21 protein-coding genes and 3 pseudogenes are annotated in these 18,114 nt (G+C 43.2%); 16 read left to right on the top strand and 8 right to left on the bottom strand.

All coding sequences use genetic code 11. The features are described from left to right. The 4 genes from VZ94_RS07805 to VZ94_RS33140 form a co-directional block, all read right to left on the bottom strand. A partial coding sequence (locus tag VZ94_RS07805) for an LptF/LptG family permease (protein WP_131655500.1) occupies positions 1 to 357 on the bottom strand: 357 nt, incomplete at its 3' end. Next, positions 335 to 502, bottom strand: a complete 168-nt coding sequence (locus VZ94_RS25840; RefSeq protein ID WP_157844875.1) for a hypothetical protein — start codon at positions 500 to 502, stop codon at positions 335 to 337. The genes VZ94_RS07805 and VZ94_RS25840, both read right to left, overlap by 23 nt. Next, entirely contained in the window at positions 499 to 1,101 is a 603-nt protein-coding gene (locus tag VZ94_RS33135) for an LptF/LptG family permease (RefSeq protein WP_239649737.1), read from the bottom strand. The genes VZ94_RS25840 and VZ94_RS33135 overlap by 4 nt, the downstream gene beginning before the upstream one ends. Before the next feature lie 8 nt (positions 1,102 to 1,109). Next, positions 1,110 to 1,628, bottom strand: a complete 519-nt coding sequence (locus tag VZ94_RS33140) for an LptF/LptG family permease (protein WP_239649738.1) — start codon at positions 1,626 to 1,628, stop codon at positions 1,110 to 1,112. Between the two features lie 177 nt (positions 1,629 to 1,805). Here VZ94_RS33140 and VZ94_RS07815 point away from each other — a divergent pair, with 177 nt between their 5' ends. The 14 genes and pseudogenes from VZ94_RS07815 (at position 1,806) to VZ94_RS07855 (ending at position 12,120) form a co-directional block, all read left to right on the top strand. Next, the gene (locus VZ94_RS07815) at positions 1,806 to 3,302 is read left to right on the top strand and encodes a leucyl aminopeptidase (RefSeq protein ID WP_045778811.1); all 1,497 of its coding nucleotides are present in this window, start codon (positions 1,806 to 1,808) and stop codon (positions 3,300 to 3,302) included. Beyond that, positions 3,295 to 3,570: a DNA polymerase III subunit chi gene (locus VZ94_RS30420; RefSeq protein ID WP_275575171.1), complete on the top strand. Its 276-nt coding sequence runs from the start codon at positions 3,295 to 3,297 to the stop codon at positions 3,568 to 3,570. Before VZ94_RS07815 ends, VZ94_RS30420 begins: the two co-directional genes overlap by 8 nt. Then, a complete protein-coding gene (locus VZ94_RS30425; protein WP_275575172.1) occupies positions 3,549 to 3,722 on the top strand; it encodes a DNA polymerase III subunit chi in 174 nt (57 codons plus the stop codon). The genes VZ94_RS30420 and VZ94_RS30425 overlap by 22 nt, the downstream gene beginning before the upstream one ends. Before the next feature lie 36 nt (positions 3,723 to 3,758). Then, positions 3,759 to 6,554 (top strand): annotated as a pseudogene (locus tag VZ94_RS07825) (valine--tRNA ligase). 170 nt (positions 6,555 to 6,724) lie between these two features. Beyond that, positions 6,725 to 7,354 carry a GspE/PulE/PilB domain-containing protein gene (locus tag VZ94_RS33145; RefSeq protein WP_439097712.1) on the top strand — a complete coding sequence of 210 codons (630 nt, stop codon included), beginning with the start codon at positions 6,725 to 6,727 and terminating at the stop codon, positions 7,352 to 7,354. Then, the gene (locus VZ94_RS33150; RefSeq protein WP_439097713.1) at positions 7,308 to 7,823 is read left to right on the top strand and encodes a GspE/PulE family protein; all 516 of its coding nucleotides are present in this window, start codon (positions 7,308 to 7,310) and stop codon (positions 7,821 to 7,823) included. Before VZ94_RS33145 ends, VZ94_RS33150 begins: the two co-directional genes overlap by 47 nt. Further along, positions 7,798 to 8,118: an ATPase, T2SS/T4P/T4SS family gene (locus tag VZ94_RS33155; protein ID WP_439097714.1), complete on the top strand. Its 321-nt coding sequence runs from the start codon at positions 7,798 to 7,800 to the stop codon at positions 8,116 to 8,118. The genes VZ94_RS33150 and VZ94_RS33155 overlap by 26 nt, the downstream gene beginning before the upstream one ends. A 43-nt stretch (positions 8,119 to 8,161) precedes the next feature. Then, positions 8,162 to 8,437, top strand: a pseudogene (locus tag VZ94_RS33160) (ATPase, T2SS/T4P/T4SS family); the annotation flags it as partial. Between the two features lie 2 nt (positions 8,438 to 8,439). Continuing rightward, a pseudogene (locus VZ94_RS07835) lies at positions 8,440 to 9,661 on the top strand (type II secretion system F family protein). Between the two features lie 29 nt (positions 9,662 to 9,690). Then, complete coding sequence (locus VZ94_RS33165; RefSeq protein WP_439097715.1) at positions 9,691 to 10,146, top strand: prepilin peptidase; 456 nt, start codon at positions 9,691 to 9,693, stop codon at positions 10,144 to 10,146. 34 nt (positions 10,147 to 10,180) lie between these two features. Beyond that, on the top strand, positions 10,181 to 10,564 hold the full coding sequence (locus VZ94_RS33170; RefSeq protein WP_439097716.1) for a prepilin peptidase: 384 nt from the start codon (positions 10,181 to 10,183) through the stop codon (positions 10,562 to 10,564). A 2-nt stretch (positions 10,565 to 10,566) separates the two neighbouring features. Beyond that, complete coding sequence (gene coaE, locus VZ94_RS07845; RefSeq protein WP_045778799.1) at positions 10,567 to 11,178, top strand: dephospho-CoA kinase; 612 nt, start codon at positions 10,567 to 10,569, stop codon at positions 11,176 to 11,178. A 7-nt stretch (positions 11,179 to 11,185) separates the two neighbouring features. Continuing rightward, positions 11,186 to 11,956, top strand: a complete 771-nt coding sequence (gene zapD / locus VZ94_RS07850) for a cell division protein ZapD (protein WP_045778812.1) — start codon at positions 11,186 to 11,188, stop codon at positions 11,954 to 11,956. Next, positions 11,956 to 12,120, top strand: a complete 165-nt coding sequence (locus VZ94_RS07855) for a DNA gyrase inhibitor YacG (RefSeq protein ID WP_045778800.1) — start codon at positions 11,956 to 11,958, stop codon at positions 12,118 to 12,120. Before zapD ends, VZ94_RS07855 begins: the two co-directional genes overlap by 1 nt. Before the next feature lie 85 nt (positions 12,121 to 12,205). Here VZ94_RS07855 and VZ94_RS07860 read toward each other — a convergent pair whose 3' ends face one another. Next, complete coding sequence (locus tag VZ94_RS07860; protein WP_157844876.1) at positions 12,206 to 12,571, bottom strand: PilZ domain-containing protein; 366 nt, start codon at positions 12,569 to 12,571, stop codon at positions 12,206 to 12,208. A 255-nt stretch (positions 12,572 to 12,826) separates the two neighbouring features. On the opposite strand from VZ94_RS07860, the gene uvrB reads away from it, so the two are divergent. Both uvrB and VZ94_RS07870 read left to right on the top strand, forming a co-directional pair. Beyond that, on the top strand, positions 12,827 to 14,830 hold the full coding sequence (uvrB, locus tag VZ94_RS07865) for an excinuclease ABC subunit UvrB (RefSeq protein ID WP_045778802.1): 2,004 nt from the start codon (positions 12,827 to 12,829) through the stop codon (positions 14,828 to 14,830). Next, positions 14,796 to 16,907: a hypothetical protein gene (locus tag VZ94_RS07870; RefSeq protein WP_045778803.1), complete on the top strand. Its 2,112-nt coding sequence runs from the start codon at positions 14,796 to 14,798 to the stop codon at positions 16,905 to 16,907. Before uvrB ends, VZ94_RS07870 begins: the two co-directional genes overlap by 35 nt. A gap of 89 nt (positions 16,908 to 16,996) precedes the next feature. On the opposite strand, the gene mtnC is transcribed toward VZ94_RS07870, so the two are convergent. The 3 genes from mtnC to VZ94_RS28420 are packed head-to-tail and all read right to left on the bottom strand — an operon-like array spanning position 16,997 to position 18,075. Next, positions 16,997 to 17,614 (bottom strand): acireductone synthase, encoded by a 618-nt coding sequence (gene mtnC, locus VZ94_RS07875; RefSeq protein ID WP_045778804.1) that lies wholly within the window; start codon positions 17,612 to 17,614, stop codon positions 16,997 to 16,999. Beyond that, positions 17,607 to 17,852: a hypothetical protein gene (locus VZ94_RS28415; RefSeq protein ID WP_239649743.1), complete on the bottom strand. Its 246-nt coding sequence runs from the start codon at positions 17,850 to 17,852 to the stop codon at positions 17,607 to 17,609. Before VZ94_RS28415 ends, mtnC begins: the two co-directional genes overlap by 8 nt. A gap of 34 nt (positions 17,853 to 17,886) precedes the next feature. After that, positions 17,887 to 18,075 (bottom strand): hypothetical protein, encoded by a 189-nt coding sequence (locus VZ94_RS28420; protein ID WP_239649739.1) that lies wholly within the window; start codon positions 18,073 to 18,075, stop codon positions 17,887 to 17,889. Positions 18,076 to 18,114 lie beyond the last annotated feature (39 nt).

Genomic DNA, 18,114 nt, shown 5'->3' on the forward strand with positions numbered 1-18,114 from the left:
GCCATCATCATTAAGTTCTCTGATATTGATGAAGCGTTGACCTTCTCTAAGCCATATACCATAACGAGTGTGGGTAATCATGGTTTTATGCAGAGCCGTAGCGCGCAATAACTGGGCTTGTGGTTCTGTTATTGGTGCAATAAATTCGCCAACACCTATAGCTAGCACCGCTAATACAACGCCTGCGACCATAGTTGCGTTAATGATGTTGAATACGGTCATGCCAGATGCGCGCATCGCGATGAGTTCGTGGTGATTGGCTTTTGCACCAAGCGTGAACAAACTGCCTAGTAATGCAGCGGCAGGCATTAGCTCATAAAAAATAGTCGGTGAGTTAAGCGCGATGAAGTAAAACACGTCTACGAATACCGTAATCGCCTTTGCCTATATCATCGAGTTCATCACCTAAGGTGAATAAGTTAAATAACGTCAACAATAACAACATGGCGATGAGCGCGCCTTTGATAATGTCTTTGGCGATATAAGAAGTTAATACATTCATGGGGCTATGCGTTTGAAGAAGCGAATGGGTAAGGCAAAGCCGTAATTTCTGCTTAACAACACTAAACCAATGGCGATTAAGAAAGCATTGACAGTGATGCCGCCTAGCCATGTCGATATGACGCCATTGGCAACCCATACTTGGCTAAGTCTTAAGAAATTACCATAGCTAAAGTAGATTAAGAAGCCAATAAGGATATTGCCATACACACCACTGCGCGGACTTTGTTGAGCCAGGGGCACCGATATAAAGCTAAGCAAGATTAAGCTGACAGGTATCGCGATGCGTTTTTGTAATTCTGCACTGTCGGCGTTGTTGTTTGCTTGCCAAAGTTGCTCAGTCGGTATCGCTTGGCGGTTTAGCGATGCGGGGCTACTACGCTCGTCTATGCGTATCGCGTAATCATTAAAGCGCTCAACGGTAAAATTCTTTTGGCCGGGTTGACCTTGTACGCGTTGGCCGTGCTTAAAAATTAAGTACACGCCGTCAGCGGTATCGCTTAAGCGGGCTTCATTGGCATTAATGACGGCAAGTTCGTTGTGTGTGCGGTTTTGTACAAACACGTTGTGCATGGTTTTATCGCGGGTGATTTTTTCCACGTAAAACACTAAGTCACCTTGCTGTATTCGCTGAATTTGCCTGCTGCGATACCCCGTAAATCGGCCGTTTCTTCGTCTTGATGCATGCTGCGAATAATTGTTGCTTCAGCCCAAGGACTGGCATACAGCGATAGCCATGCTCCGGCTAGACTGCAGGGTAACACCATCAGATAAACGGCTTTGTACAAGGTAAAAGCGCCGCCGCCGGCTGAGGCAATTGCGGCAACTTCCTGATCTCGGTACATGCGCCCTAAGACCATGAGTAAGGCCATAAATAACGCAGCGGGTAATAAGCTGACGCCGATACTAATGGTTTTTAAGCCTAGCAAGGTTAGCAAAGTTTCATTTGCGACGCGGCCTTCTATCGCTTTATCTAATACGCGGATAAATTCACGACTGACGATAATAACGACAATAACCGTCCAAACCGATAGTAAAGTTTTAGTTAAATCAATGGCGATGGTTTTATCTAATACCGTTATGCTAGCACGCCTAGCATGTGCGGGTTGCCGGTGGGCGGTATTCACGCTGTCTCCTCAAGCAAAAACAATGAAGTGTTGTATAATCATGCAACTGTCTTACCGTGCTGTGTGGTACTACGGCTTATAGTTATGAGTCGTAACTTGATTTACGAATCTATGCCGGTTTTAAGATGACTTTTTCCGTAATCCCTCTGGATTTCACCTAACTCAACGATGATTATTATGGACTATTCTATAGAAACCCTGCCCTTAGAAAAACTTGAATGTGATTGTTTAATTATAGGCGTTTATTTAGATCAACAGCTTTCCGCTTCAGCATTAACATTAAGCGAGCCTACACAGGCGCTTATCAATAAGGTCATACAACGCGGTGATATTAAAGGTAAGGTCGGTGATGTTCAAATGCTGACTACGCTACCTGATGGACTTGCGCAACGTGTTTTATTGGTGGGGTTAGGTGATAACAAGCCATTGTCGAGTAAAGAATTTATCAAGGTTTTACAAGCAGCCGTTGCGGTACTTAAACATCCGGCGATTAAAACTGTTGCCTCTACGTTAACCGATGTACCAGTTGCGGCCTTTGATACCGTTTGGCAAGTACGGCAAACCGTTGAAGTTTTCAATGATGCCGTGTATCAGTATACGGCGACTAAAGCGAATAAAGAAACCGACTATAAACTAGAAAAATTGTTATTTGCGCTCAGTCAAGATGTGAGCGATGCGGCGTTATTAGGCTTAGCGCAAGGTCGAGCCATTGCCGAAGCGGTCAGTTTCACCAAGCATTTAGCCGATTTACCAGGCAATATTTGCACACCGACGTTTTTAGCCGAGCAAGCACAAGAATTAGTCCAGCATTATCCTGCTTTAGCGCTTAATGTCTTAGAGGAAGCGGAAATGACTGAGCTAGGCATGGGAGCGTTTTTGTCGGTATCGCGCGGCAGCCGACAACCCGCTAAGTTAATCGCGTTAACGTATCAAGGTGGTGAGCTTAATAGCAAGCCTGTGGTGTTAATTGGCAAAGGCTTAACCTTTGACGCCGGTGGTATTTCGTTAAAACCTGGCTTAGGCATGGATGAAATGAAATACGACATGTGTGGTGGCGCAACCGTGTTAGGTGTATTGAAAGCGGCGGCTGAAATGAGCTTGCCATTGAATATTGTCGGTTTAGTACCTGCCTCGGAAAACCTGCCTGACGGAGATGCGAATAAACCTGGCGATATTGTCACTAGCATGTCCGGCAAGACGATTGAGGTGTTAAACACCGATGCCGAAGGGCGTTTATTGTTATGCGATACTTTAACCTATGCTGAGCGCTACCATCCAGACGTAGTCATTGATATGGCGACGTTAACAGGGGCTTGTTTAGTCGCGTTAGGTCGTATTCCTAGTGGCTTATTAAGCAACGACGATGAGTTAAGCCAAGCGTTGGTGACTGCTAGTGAGGCCGCTAACGACAGTGTTTGGCGTTTACCATTATGGGAAGAATATCAAGAATTATTGAAATCGAATTTTGCCGATATGGCTAATATTGGCGGTAAAGATGCCGGTACAATTACGGCGGCTTGTTTCTTATCGCGTTTTGCTGAAAACTACCGCTGGGCGCATTTAGATATTGCCGGTACAGCTTGGCGTACTGGGGTTAATAAAGGTGCAACTGGTAGGCCTGTGCCTTTATTATGCCAATATTTATTAGATAAAGTAGCGAGTCAACATGCCTGAAGTAACGTTTTATGTATTAAGTGCTAAAACGCTTAATGAACGTTACTTATTTATTTGTAAGCTTGTGGAGAAAATATTTCGTAGCGGGATGGGGTGTTATTTGTTGACCGAAGACAGTCAGCAAAGCCGGTATTTAGATGATTTATTATGGACATTTAGACCTGGTAGCTTTATTCCGCATGAACGCTTCATAGGCGAGTTACCTATGCTAAAGCATGTAAGCTTAATTGGCGAGACTGAGCTCCTATGGATTGGCGGCACACGTTGATTAATTTATCTACGCGTTGTCCGATGGAGCTTGATGCCGTCGGACGCATTCTTGAAGTGCTGGTACAAGAGCCGACGGTGTTAGAAACTGGGCGGCAACGCTACCGGCACTATCAGCAAGCAGGTCTTGCAATCACCACGCATACTCTTTAAATACTTCTATACCTTAACGGATAAACACACAGACTCATGGATAAAACGTATTCTCCTAACGACATCGAACAACCCTGGTATCACTTTTGGGAAGCACAAGGCTATTTTGCCGTCGATACCGATAGCCCGTCTTATTGCATTATGATTCCGCCGCCTAATGTAACAGGTAGTTTGCACATGGGACATGCGTTTCAAGATACGATTATGGATGCATTAACCCGCTATCATCGTATGCAAGGTCGTCATACCTTATGGCAGGCAGGTACTGACCATGCCGGTATTGCTACCCAAATGGTGGTTGAGCGCTTATGCAATGCCGAGGGTAAAACGCGTCATGATTATGGTAGAGAGGCGTTTATTGAAAAAATCTGGCAATGGAAAGAACAATCAGGTGGTCGTATTACCCAGCAATTACGCCGCATGGGGGCTTCTTTAGATTGGTCTAACGAGCGCTTTACGATGGATGACGGTATGTCTAAGGCCGTGCAAGAAGTCTTTATTCGTTTATATGAAGAAGGCTTGATTTATCGTGGTAAACGCCTAGTCAATTGGGACCCTGTGCTGTTAACAGCGGTGTCTGATTTAGAAGTATTATCAGAAGAGGAGGCGGGCTTTTTATGGCATTTACGCTATCCATTAGCCAATGGTCGTGGGCATTTAATAGTCGCGAGACGCGGCCTGAAACCATGTTAGGCGATGCGGCGGTGGCTATTCATCCTAATGACGAGCGTTATAAGCATTTATTAGGTGAGTATGTTGAGCTGCCATTAACTGGCAGACGTATTCCTATCATTGCGGATGACTATGTCGACCCAGAGTTTGGCACCGGTTGCGTGAAAATTACGCCAGCGCATGATTTTAACGATTACGAAGTTTGGCAGCGCCACAAGCAAAGCTCTGCTTTGATGGATTTACCGCATGGTGGCTTAATCAATGTGTTTACTGCGCAGGCAGCGGTGCTTGGTGACGGTTTAATTCCTGAGGCGTATCGTGGTTTAGACCGGTTTGAAGCCAGAAAGCGCATCGTGGCTGATTTAGACGCATTGGGTTTGTTGGAAAAAATCCAAGACCATAAATTAATGGTACCGCGCGGTGATCGTACCGGTGCGATTATTGAGCCATTATTAACCGACCAATGGTATGTGCGTATTGAACCTCTGGCAAAACCAGCAATTCATGCTGTTGAAACCGGAGCTATTAAATTTGTGCCAGATAATTGGAAAAACACCTATTTTGAGTGGATGCGTAATATTCAAGATTGGTGTATTTCACGGCAAATTTGGTGGGGGCATAGAATTCCGGCTTGGTATGACTTACAAGGTAATGTTTATGTGGGACATAGCGAGCAGGCGATACGCGAAAAGCATCAGTTACCGGCAGATTATCACTTAAAACAAGATGATGACGTATTAGACACCTGGTTTTCATCGGCGTTATGGCCGTTTTCAACCTTAGGTTGGCCTGAGCAAACTGAAAAATTGGCTAAACATTATCCGACTAGCGTATTAGTCACCGGGTTTGACATTATTTTCTTCTGGGTCGCTAGAATGATTATGATGGGATTAAAGTTTCAAGGCGAGGTGCCTTTTAAGGAGGTTTATATCCACGGCTTAGTCAGAGATGCCGAAGGTCAGAAAATGTCTAAATCTAAGGGTAATATTTTAGACCCGCTCGATATTATTGATGGTATCGATTTAGAAACACTGGTGGCTAAGCGTACTTCCGGCATGATGCAGCCGCATTTAATGAAGAAAATCGAACAAGCCACACGTAAAGATTTTCCTAATGGCATTAGCGCCTATGGCACCGATGCCTTGCGTTTTACTTTTGCCTCGTTAGCGTCTACCGGGCGCGATATTCGCTTCGATTTAGCGCGTACCGAAGGCTATCGTAATTTCTGCAATAAGCTCTGGAATGCCTCGCGCTTTGTGTTAATGAACACCGAAGCGCATGATATAGGCTTAACCAACTCCGATAAAAAATATACCCAAGTCGATGCCTGGATATTAACTAAACTCAATGAAACAATACAGGCAACGCGTCATGCTATTGACCATTATCGTTTTGATTTAGCGGCGCAAGCGATTTACGAATTTACCTGGAATGCGTATTGCGATTGGTATATAGAATTGGCAAAAGTATCGTTGCAAGATGCTGACCCAATTGTGCAACAAACGACGCGGCATACTTTATTAACGGTTTTGGATGCATTATTGCGTTTAGCGCATCCGATTATGCCCTTTATTACTGAAGAAATTTGGCAACGTGTCGCTAGCCAGCTAGGGATTAACGGGGCGACTATTATGTTACAACCTTATCCTGACGCTAATTTTTATGTCGCTGATACGGCGGCGGTTGCTGAAACCGAATGGATGATGAGCTTTATTTTAGGGGTAAGGCGTATTCGTGGCGAAATGAATATCGAACCTGGCAAGCCATTACCGGTGTTATTAAAGGACGGTGACGAACAAGATAAAAAGTACATAGCTAACAGCGAAACGTATCTTAAAAAACTAGCGCGTTTATCGTCTATAACGTGGTTAGCTGCTGCTGACAATGCGCCGGAATCAGCAATAGCCTTGGTCGATGAGTTAAAAATTTTTAATTCCTATGGCGGGAATTATTGATAAGGCTGCCGAGCAAGCGCGATTGGAAAAAGAAATCGCTCGGTTAACGGCGGAGTTGCCACGTATAGAGGCTAAGCTAAACAATCCCGCATTTGTCGATAAAGCGCCTGCAGACGTACTCGCTAAAGAACAAGCTAAGCAGAAAGATATTGTTTCAAAATTAGCCAATTTAGCTCAGCAATTGGAAAAGATAAAAGCATTATAAGCAAGTTAAAGGGTTACCAACTTAAGACGGGACAAGTCATAAGTGTGTAGCCAGTTAAAGCTAGATTCACGCCAGTTTAGCGGTTTTTACCAGGAACTGCTAAACTCGTTCTGGACAATAGCTGGGTTTCTTCTATATTTTTCTAATCACTATTCACGCATTTTTTTGACATGGCAACAATTCAGAAAGATTTTCAAACAAGCGGATTAATAAAACTATTAGTTCAGGATGGATTAATCACTGAAAGCGATGCCCAGCTCTATTGTAGAGAAGCTAAGCAAGCCAATATCTCATTGATTACTTACTTAGTAGCAAATAAATACGTTGATAGCAAAACTTTGGCTGCTAAAGCCTCTGTTGAGTTTGGTTTTCCGTATTTTGATTTGGATGCGATTGATGTTAAATCGGTGCCGGTATCGTTGGTTAGCGAAAAACTGATTCGAAAACATCATGTTTTACCTCTGTATACCCGTGGTAAAACCTTATTCATTGCTATGTCTGACCCGACCAACCATCAAGTCGTCGAAGACATTAAATTTCAGAGCTTATTGCGACCCGAAATTATTTTAGTTGACGAGCAAAAACTAACCATTGCTATTGAAACTGCGTTAGAAGCAATGGATACGTCGATTACGGACTTGCTAGATGCTGATTTAGATAATTTAAATACTTCAGGTGCCGATGACGGTGCTGTGGAAGTTAATGCTGAAGATGAAGCACCGATTGTGCGTTATGTTAATAAGTTGTTGCTTGATGCCGTCAAAAAAAGGCGTTTCGGATATACATATCGAAACCTATGAAAAGAGCTTTCGGGTTAGGTTTCGCGGTGATGGCATGTTATACAATGTTGCCAGCCCGCCGCCTAATTTAGCAATGCGGATTACCTCAAGAATTAAGGTGATGTCTAGGATGGATATTGCTGAGCGGCGGGTGCCGCAAGACGGTAGGATTAAGATGATTTTATCAAAAAATCGTACTATCGATTTTCGGGTAAACACGTGTCCGACTCTGTTTGGTGAAAAAGTGGTATTGCGTATCTTAGACCCTACCAGCGCCCAGTTAGGTATAGAAAAATTGGGTTTTGAGCCTGAACAACAAAAGCTATTCCTAGATGCTATTCATAAACCTTATGGTTTAGTGCTTGTTACAGGGCCTACCGGTAGTGGTAAAACGGTGTCGCTTTATACCGGATTAAATATTTTAAACAGTGTCGATAGAAACATTTTCGACCGCAGAAGACCCGGTGGAAATCACTGTCGAAGGGATTAACCAAGTCAATGTGAACGTTAAAGCGGGATTAACTTTTGCGAATGCGTTACGCGCATTTTTACGGCAAGACCCTGACATTATCATGGTCGGTGAGATTCGAGACTTAGAAACCGCTGATATTGCCGTCAAAGCGGCGCAAACCGGTCACTTAGTGTTATCAACCCTACACACCAATGATGCACCACAAACGCTTAACCGCTTAATGCAAATGGGCGTAGCACCGTTTAACATCGTATCGGCGGTCAATTTAATTATGGCGCAACGTTTAGCGCGGCGTTTTATGCCAGTATTGTAAAAAACCAGCAGATTTTCCGAAAAAGGTATTATTAGATGCTGGCTTTGAAGAGCATGAATTAAATGATGTCGTGATTTATGGGCCTTCAGCAAATGGTTGTGAGCATTGTAATCATGGCTATAAAGGTCGCGTAGGTATCTACCAAGTCATGACGTTAAGCGAAGATATGCGTAGATTAATTCTTGAAGGCGGTAATGCCTTGCAATTAAGTGAACAAGCCCGATCAGAAGGCATTAATGATTTACGCCGGTCGGGGTTACTCAAAATTATCCAAGGCATTACTAGCTTGGAAGAAATCGATAGAGTTACTAAGGAATAACAATGGCCGAGCAAACCGAAGTTTTAGATTTCTTATGGGAAGGCGTAGATAAAGCCAGATCCAAAGTAAAAGGCGAAATTTCTGCGCGAAATGAATTAGTTGCAAAAATTGAGTTGCGTAGACAAGGCTATAGGGTTACTAAAATTCGTAAAAAACCTAAGCCTTTATTTAGTTCACGGCCTAAGCCTATTACCACCGGTGATATTGCTGTTTTTGCTAGACAGTTAGCGACGATGCTGGCATCAGGTATCGCTTTAGTACAATCGATTGATATTGTTGGTAAAGGTCATGAAAATCCAAGTATGCAAGCGTTATTACTAGGAATTAAAACCGATGTTGAAGCGGGCGAAAGTTTGAATGTCGCGTTAAAACGGCGACCGGTTTACTTCGATGAATTATTTTGCAATCTCGTTGAAGCGGGCGAGCAAGCAGGTGTATTAGAAACGTTATTAGATAAAATCGCGACGTATAAAGAAAAAACGGAGTCGATGAAGAAAAAGATAAAAAAAGCGTTAACTTACCCAATAGCGGTTATTGTAGTTGCATTTTTAGTCACGGCAATTTTGTTATTATTCGTTGTCCCCGTATTTGAAGACTTGTTTAAAAGTTTTGGCGCCGATTTACCGGCGTTTACTCGCATGGTTGTCGAGATGTCTAAATGGCTACAAGAATGGTGGTGGATACTGTTAGGCGTCATAGGCGGTAGCTTTTACGTGTTTAATTTTTTCAAAAAGCGTTCCCGCAAATTTAACCATTTTTTAGATAGAATGTTATTGCAAATACCGGTGGTTGGTTTAATTGTTAATAAATCAGCGATTGCGCGTTTTGCTAGGACGCTATCAACAATGTCGGCAGCCGGTGTACCTTTAGTTGAGGCTTTAGTTTCAGTAGCCGGGGCGTGCGGCAATATTATTTATGCCGAAGTGGTGTTGAGAATGCGAGAAGATGTTGCTTCAGGTCAACGACTACAGTTTGCAATGCAGCAATCAGGCATTTGGCCGCATATGGTACAGCAAATGGTCGCTATTGGAGAGGAAGCCGGTTCTATGGATGCGATGCTGGCAAAAAGTTGCTGATTTTTATGAAGAAGAAGTCGATAACTTAGTTGATAATCTAAGCAGCTTAATGGAGCCTATTATCATGGTAATCTTAGGTATCTTAGTAGGCGGCTTAATCGTTGCCATGTACTTACCTATCTTTAAAATGGGCGCAGCAGTTGGTTAAGCGCAAGCATTATCACAAGGCGAAGAAGCATGACTGACGTGTTGGAGTTATTATTAACCACGCCCGCGTTGTATATGGGTTTGGCATTACTGTTTGGCTTATTAGTCGGTAGTTTTTTAAATGTTGTAATCTATCGTTTGCCAATTATGATGCAACGTAACTGGCGAAAAGAGTGCTTAAGCTTTTTGCAATTACCTGAAGAACCGGAAACAGAGCCGTTTAACCTCATGTTTCCACTATCACGTTGCCGCGATTGTGGTACGCCGATTAAACCCTACCAAAATATACCAGTTATCAGCTATGTCGTATTGCGCGGCTGTTGTGCAAGCTGTCGCTCACCGATTGCGCTACGTTATCCGTTGGTAGAACTCATCACTGGTTTGAGCTTCATGCTAGTGGCATCGCGATTAGGCGCTACGCCTCAAACCTTATGGGCGTTGTTGCTGACCGGCTCACTCATCGCGTTGACGTTTTATCGATATTGACCATTTTTTATTACCAGATGCGATTACGCTGCCTATGTTATGGTTAGGGTTAGTGGTTAATTTGGGCGGTTATTTTACTGACATTGATTCGGCGGTGTTAGGTGCGGTATTTGGCTATTTATCGCTATGGTTGGTTTACCACGCTTTTAAGTTATTAACCGGTAAAGAAGGCATGGGCTTTGGTGATTTTAAGTTACTCGCGATGTTAGGCGCATGGTTAGGTTGGCAACAGTTACCGCTGATTATTTTAGTTTCATCATTAGTAGGTGCTATATTCGGTATTGCTATGATGGTAATTGCTAAACGCAACCAAAGCGTGCCTATACCTTTTGGGCCTTATTTAGCCTGCGCAGGCTGGATAGCTATGTTATGGGGACGCGATTTAACTGGGCTTTATCTTAAGGTGGCTGGGTTTTAACTATGCTAAAAATCGGTTTAACCGGTGGTATAGGCTGTGGAAAATCGACAGTAGCACAACTGTTTTTAGATTTAGGCACACCTGTTATTGATGCTGATGAGATTGCTAAGCGTTTAGTGGTGCCAGGTCAGCCAGCGTTACAGCAAATTCAGCGCGTTTTTGGTGACAATATTTTGACTGAAGATGGGTGGTTAAATCGCGCGGCATTACGCAGTCTTATTTTTACGCAACCGATGTTAAAACAACAGTTAGAAGCCATTTTGCATCCTCTTATTTATCAAACGATAGCCACTGAGGCTGAAGCGCTTGCCAAGCAATGCACCAGTTATAGTATTATTTGTCTACCTTTATTATTTGAAACTAAAGCCGTTGCTAGCGTCGATAGGGTATTAGTTGTTGATTGCACTTTAGAACAGCAGATTAACCGAGTGATGGCACGGGATAAACAACACAAAGTAGACGTCGAACGCATTATTGCTAGCCAAGTATCCAGAAACTACAGGTTAAGCCACGCCGATGATGTAATCGATAACTCAAACACGGATGATTCACTTGCAGAAAGAGTTAAAAAACTGCACAATTTATATCTTTCAATAAGCAAATCCAGGAATTAACTTGTCTGTGAACACCACTGTTACCTATGAATTTCCTCTTAATGAACGTATTCGTGTTTTCATAAGACTAGAACAATTATTTCAACAATTTAGTCACTTTTCTGCAGGCAGTACGGAAGCTGATAAAAGAGCAGCTATAGCTGTTTTGTTAGACATTATGTCAATTTTTCGACGTAATGATTTAAAGTCTGAAATCTTGAAAGAATTGGACAGGAATGCCAAGACGTTAAATAAGATTGCCGATAATGAAGGGGTTGATAGCGAGAAATTACAAAATATTTTGCTGCAACTAGCACAAATTAGTAAAAAACTTTATGCATCAACCGGTAAAGTAGGGATTAATGTTATGGAAAGCGATTTATTTCAAAGCATAGCCCAACGCAGTTCTATTCCAGGGGGAACATGTTCGTTTGATTTGCCAGAATATCATTTTTGGCTGGCACAAGATGAAGCAACAAGACGCAGAGATTTAGAGCTTTGGAGTAGTCCGTTTAACGATATTCGTCTTGGTATCGATTTAATCTTAAGTTTTATCCGCAGTAGTAATTCATCATCACAAGAAGTGGCAACAGCTGGTTTTTTTCAATTTTCGTTAGATCGCAGTCAACCTTTTCAAATGCTAAAAATCAGCGTTGATAGCGCCATCCCTTGTTTTGCTGAAATTAGCGGCGGAAAACATCGTTGTACCATTCGCTTTATGGAGCCTGCTTTAGATGAAAAAAGACCGGCTCAAACTCAAGAAGATATTCCTTTTACGTTGACCTGTTGTTTATTTTAATGACTATTAACTCCCAACAGCTGACTGTTAAATGCCCTGTGTGTGCAAAACAAGTTGATTGGCTACCCGAACATCGCTATAAACCTTTTTGCTCCGAGCGCTGTAAGTTAGTTGATTTAGGTGAATGGCTGACCGAAGAAAAAAAGCTTCCATTAACTACATAGTAAGCAAACGCCTAGATAATAGTCTTTATAATGAGTTGACATACACCGTCACCATAGCAGTTGCTTTTCGCTGAACTCATCGTGATTAATGCCATGAATCGAATAACTCGGCTAATTTCAGCATCGCTTGGCTAGTAGCCGCATCTTCATCTTGAAATACCACACCGGCACCTATTGGAAACGTATCGTCCTCAGATTGGCAAATGTAAACAATTTCACAGCGGAATTGTAACCAGTCGTTATTGATATAAAGTGCAAGTCGGCCTTGTTCATTAATATGAGTAACAGAAAGTTCCGGATGTGGATTACATAGAAAGGCTCCGCTTAAACTAATGTTACCTGTGATACCGGCAAACTCCTGATTGTCCAATACAAGTATGTAATTGGTTTCAATATAAGCTCTAATGTGTTGTCTACGTTCTCTAGTTGTATCTTCTTGAAAATTAAGCATATTATTTGAATTGTAGTTTTGACCGTCAAGCATTATCGCCGATAACAACTCATAACATCAATAGATTAAGATGTTAAGCAAGTTCGATTTTTGAATGCTTGAGCAGCTTACTTGGCATTAAAGTTTAATCGCTTAGCAAGCAATAATTGTAGAGATAACATAATAATTCTAATAGGTTTCTGGGTAAGTATCTCAACTTTTTCTTGTTACTAGGCAAGGCATCATTACGGTATTGATTGTGTGAGTTAGAGAAATATGCAAAAAACATTTGATTTACATAGTCGTTTTCAACCGGCAGGCGATCAACCCAACGCTATTCAGCAATTAGTTCAAGGTTTAAATGATGGCGAAGTCCATCAAACGCTGCTAGGTGTGACCGGTTCTGGCAAGACGTTTACGATAGCTAATGTCATAGAATGTGTGCAGCGTCCAGCGATGATTTTAGCGCCGAATAAAACTTTAGCAGCGCAGTTATATGGTGAAATGAAAGAGTTTTTTCCAGAAAACAGCGTCGAATATTTTGTTTCCTATTACGACTATTATCAGCCAGAAGCCTATGTTCCGGCATCGGATACATTTATTGATAAAGACGCGTCATTAAACGAGCATATCGAGCAAATGCGTTTGTCTGCGACTAAAGCCTTGATAGAACGCCCGGATACAATAGTCGTCGCAACCGTGTCAGCGATTTATGGCTTAGGCGAGCCTAAGTCCTATTTCGAGATGGTGTTGCATTTAGTTAAAGGCGATATGATTGACCAACGCGCGATTTTAAGACGCTTGGCTGAAATGCAATACACCCGAAATGATATGGAATTACGCCGTTCCACCTATAGAGTGCGTGGCGATGTGATTGATATTTTCCCGGCAGAATCAGAAAACGAAGCGTTGCGCGTGGAGTTGTTTGATAACGAAGTCGAACGCTTGACCTTATTTGACCCATTGACGGGCGAAGTGATTAGCCGTATTGCTCGCTATACTGTTTATCCCAAAAACCATTATGTGACACCGCGCGAATTACTGTTGTCGGCGGTCGAAGCGATTAAGCTTGAACTTAAAGACCGCTTAGCGTTTTTGCACAAACAGCATAAATTAGTTGAAGCCCAACGCCTAGAGCAACGCACGCTGTTTGATTTAGAAATGATTTTAGAAGTCGGGTATTGTTCGGGTATAGAAAATTATTCAAGGTTTTTATCGGGACGCGCGGCAGGTGAAGCCCCGCCTACGATGTTTGATTATCTACCCGCAAATGCTTTATTGATTATCGATGAAAGTCATGTAACTGTTCCACAAGTCGGTGCCATGTTTAAAGGCGACCGCTCGCGCAAAGAAACTTTAGTCGAATATGGTTTCCGTTTGCCGTCCGCATTAGATAATAGGCCGCTGACATTTGCTGAGTTTGAAGCTAAATCGCCACAGCGAATTTATGTATCGGCGACACCTGGCCCTTACGAAAAACAACATTGCAGTGTATTTGTCGAGCAAGTGGTGAGACCTACGGGGTTACTAGACCCGCTTATTGAAGTTAAGCCAGCCACTACACAAGTTGATGATTTGTTATCAGAAATTAACCTTAGAGTCGCCTGCCATGAACGCGTGTTAGTGACGACGCTAACTAAACGTATGTCGGAAGATTTAACCGAGTATTTATTTGAACACGGTATTAAAGTGCGTTATTTGCATTCAGACATAGACACGGTTGAACGGGTCGAAATTATCCGCGATTTGCGCTTAGGCCAATTTGACGTGTTAGTCGGCATTAACTTGTTGCGCGAAGGCTTAGATATACCCGAAGTTTCGCTCGTGGCTATTTTAGATGCCGATAAAGAAGGTTTTTTGCGTTCTACGGTATCGTTAATTCAAACCATAGGGCGGGCTGCACGTAATGCTAAGGGCAAAGTGATTTTGTATGCCGATAAGGTGACTCAATCCATGCAGAACGCGATTGATGAGACTGAGCGGCGCCGCGAAAAACAAGCTGAATTTAATCTAAAACACCAAATAACGCCGACGACAGTGAGCAAATCGGTTACCGATATTCTGCAAGTGGCGATTCCGGGTAGCGGCCTGATTTCTAGTGGTGCAGCATTGAGAGTGGCTGAACAAGCGGCAGACTATCAAGCTATGACACCTAAACAACAGGCCAAAAAGTTAAAGCAATTAGAAGATGCTATGTACCAACATGCGCGCAACTTAGAATTTGAGCAAGCGGCTAAAATTCGCGATGAAATTAAAGCCTTACAAGCGCAAGTGGTATAAGCGAACAAGACCAAGTCGGTGTCTATATGAAGTCGGTAGTGCTGTTTTGCTATTTGGCTTGCTAAGCCAGCACGTTGAATTACAACACACCAGTCTTAATGCGTTAAATGAGTTAGCGACATTAGGTTACCAAATCCCTAAGGACGCTGAGCCAGTGCGGGTATTTCCTAGTCTAACCGAAGGCAGTTTCAGCGCGAGTCATGCAGGTGGTTGGCGTCCAGGCAGTATTTTTTTGCGTAGTCAGCCCGAAGGCGAGTTAGGCGCTGAGGTTTATTTGCGTCATGAATTATTTCATGAAGCGAGTTTCCGAACTTGTCATGGTGTATTACCCAACTGGGCGGAAGAAATGGCTGCCATGCATTTTAGTGGTGAGCTTAAACATACTGAGGCCACTTGGCCTAGTGATGCTGAGATTAATGCGTTTAAGCACAGGCAACAACAAAGCGCGCAATTGACTCAGACGGACATAGCGCTATTAAAACGCATTGCGGTCAATACCGCGTGGCCGACCCAGCCTTGTGCTGTGCCGCCAGCGTTGAAAAAATTATTGACCAATACCGAGTTAACTAGCGGTTATGTATTAATCAATCTCGCTTCCGCGCGCATAGTGGCGCGTGGCGGTGATTGGCGTAGTGTAACGCCACCGGGTTCGTTATTAAAATTGCCTTATGCAGCAGCATTAGCTAGCGCTAATAGCAGCGAGTTAGGCAACGAATTAGCGGCCAGTGATACTGACAAATTATTGTTACGCCGTGGACAGTTTAGCGACACGCTTTATCAAACCTTGCTTTCTCCCATTGCCCACCAACAGTTACCCAAACAATCGATTAACACGACCACTGATAATCCTAGCGCATGGTTAGGTGAGCGTTTAAGCAGTGGCGAGTTTCCTATTCAAGCCAGTTTACCGGAATTAGCATTAAGTTTGCGGGCAGCATTGCTATTAAAGCCGGATTATTTTCAAGGCTTAAGCCAAAATGGGTCAACACCGGATTCAACCTTGGCCGGACAAGCCGAGGATTTGCTGCAAGTTATACGACAACAGCACGTCATCGTAAAAACCGGTAGCGTAAGCACGGCAACGGGGCAACCGTTATTCGGTTTAATGGCCTTAGCGTGGCCAGCATCTAAGCCGGTTTATCTGGCTATTATTAGACAAGCAGGTGTTAGAGGTGCGAGTCTACTTGCTGAGGCAGTGAGTCAATTAAAGCAATGGCAACGTCAATTTCCAGTGTCACAGGCAAATGTGCGTGTGCATGTTTTATCATTGCTGCCGCGCGAAAGCTGGCAAGTCGACGGGAGTTGTCCAGAACTTACTACGCAAACCAGTCGCTTTAATCTATGCGGTCAATACCGAGTGGATGCTAATGCGCAGGGCAGTCGTAGTATTCGTTATTTCCAAGGTATCTTTGACAACCTGCCCAATCGTCAACTGGTGTTAACCACGGATGTGTTTAGTTATACCGAAGGTGTTTTAAGTGCTGAAGCTCAGACGTTAACCGGCTCGGCACGTGCTGCGATGCGTGCAGCAATTGCTTGGAATGGTAGGCAAGGCCAGCATAGACATAGCGAGGCAAACGCTTTATGCGATACAACTCATTGCATGGTGTTTATGGGGGCATTACAACCTAGTCATACAGCTATAGAACCTCTGGATAACCATTTATTAGACGTGTTAACCGAGCTGGCGCATAGAACTAATACAAATTGGTTGTCTTTTGCTAAAGGCGGTGAGCAACGTTGGCAAACCTATTGGCCACAAGCGCAACTAACCCAGTTATTAGCAGAACCGTGGATACAAGATATACGCCGAGAACGCCGCAAAACTGGTGATATTTGGATTCATCTTTATTATGCGGAGCAAGAAGAAACCTTAAGTTGTGAAGTGTTTAGAAACCGATTAAAGCTAGCATCCTGTCCTGATACGATTACGTTAGCGCCTGATCAAGCCAGCTGGGTTTTTTCTGGCATAGGTGAGGGCCACGGTTTAGGTTTATCACTTAGTCGCGCGCAAGCATTATCGGAGCAAGGCATGAGTGCTGAACAAATTCTTATCGATGCTTATCAGCGAAAATAAGCATCGATTCTCTCAATTTCTACTCCGCATCATTTAGCTTGATATTAGAAAAATCTATTACTTGTTTGTGTGCCGGTTCGGCATCGAGTTCACCTTCGCGTTTTTAGCCAATACGTGGCAAAACCTGCGCTTTTAGCCGCATCAAGTTCTTCTTTAATGTCGGATAAAAATAAAATGTCTGCTGCGGGTAAGTTGATTTGCTCTGCAATAGCTTGATAAGCGCATGTCTCGCGTTTAGCACCGACACGGGTATCGAAAAAACCAGAGAATAAAGGCGTTAAATCGCCCCATTCGGTATGACTAAACAATAATTTTTGCGCATTGACTGAACCTGATGAGTACACATAGAGCTTTAAGCCTTGCTCATGCCAATGCTTTAAGCCTGCTACAGCATCAGAATAGAGGTGTCCGGTGAAATGGCCTTGATGATAACCAGCATACCAGATGAGACCTTGTATGGTTTTTAACGGGGTGAGCTTTTGGTCTTGGTCAGACCAGTCTATGAGTTGTTCAATAGCGGCTTCTAGGCTTAACGACCTACCTACTATTTGTTCGACGTCAACTAATGCGGCTTTAACTTCGGGCAACGTGCAATAGCGTGTGACAAATTCAGCCAAGTGCTCACGGGCATACGGAAATAAAATATCTTTAACAAACGATAAAGACGAAGTAGTGCCTTCAATATCGGTGACTATTGCTTTAATCATGTAATGACGCCATATATTCGTTGAAACTAGGAAAGGTTTCGGCAATCGCGCTGCCGGTGAATTGCGCAACCCAGCCATCAGCGCGGGTAAAAAAGCGTATGGTTTTAAAATTAGGCGCGTCACCCATATCAAACCAATGTGGTGTATTAGCCGGTACGCTAATTAAATCGCCACGCTCACATAACAACGCATATACACGCTCATTTACATGGAGAAAAAATAAACCACACCCGTCGATAAAAAAGCGTACCTCAAAATCGTCATGAGTATGCTCAGCTAAAAACTTTTTGTCTTAGCGCGGCTTTATCGGGGTGATTAGGCGTTAAGCTAATCACATCGACTGATTCAAAGCCATAATCAGCGCTTAGCCGTTTAATTTCTGCATCATATTGCGCCAAAATAGTTTCTGGTGCGGCATCACTGGCAAGTTCATCTGTAGTAGGCCAGCGCTCAAATTGCACGCCAATAGTCGCTAATTGGTCTTTAATAGTAGCGGCATC

Source organism: Methylocucumis oryzae, assembly GCF_000963695.1.
In the GTDB taxonomy this organism is placed as follows: Bacteria; Pseudomonadota; Gammaproteobacteria; order Methylococcales; family Methylomonadaceae; genus Methylovulum; species Methylovulum oryzae.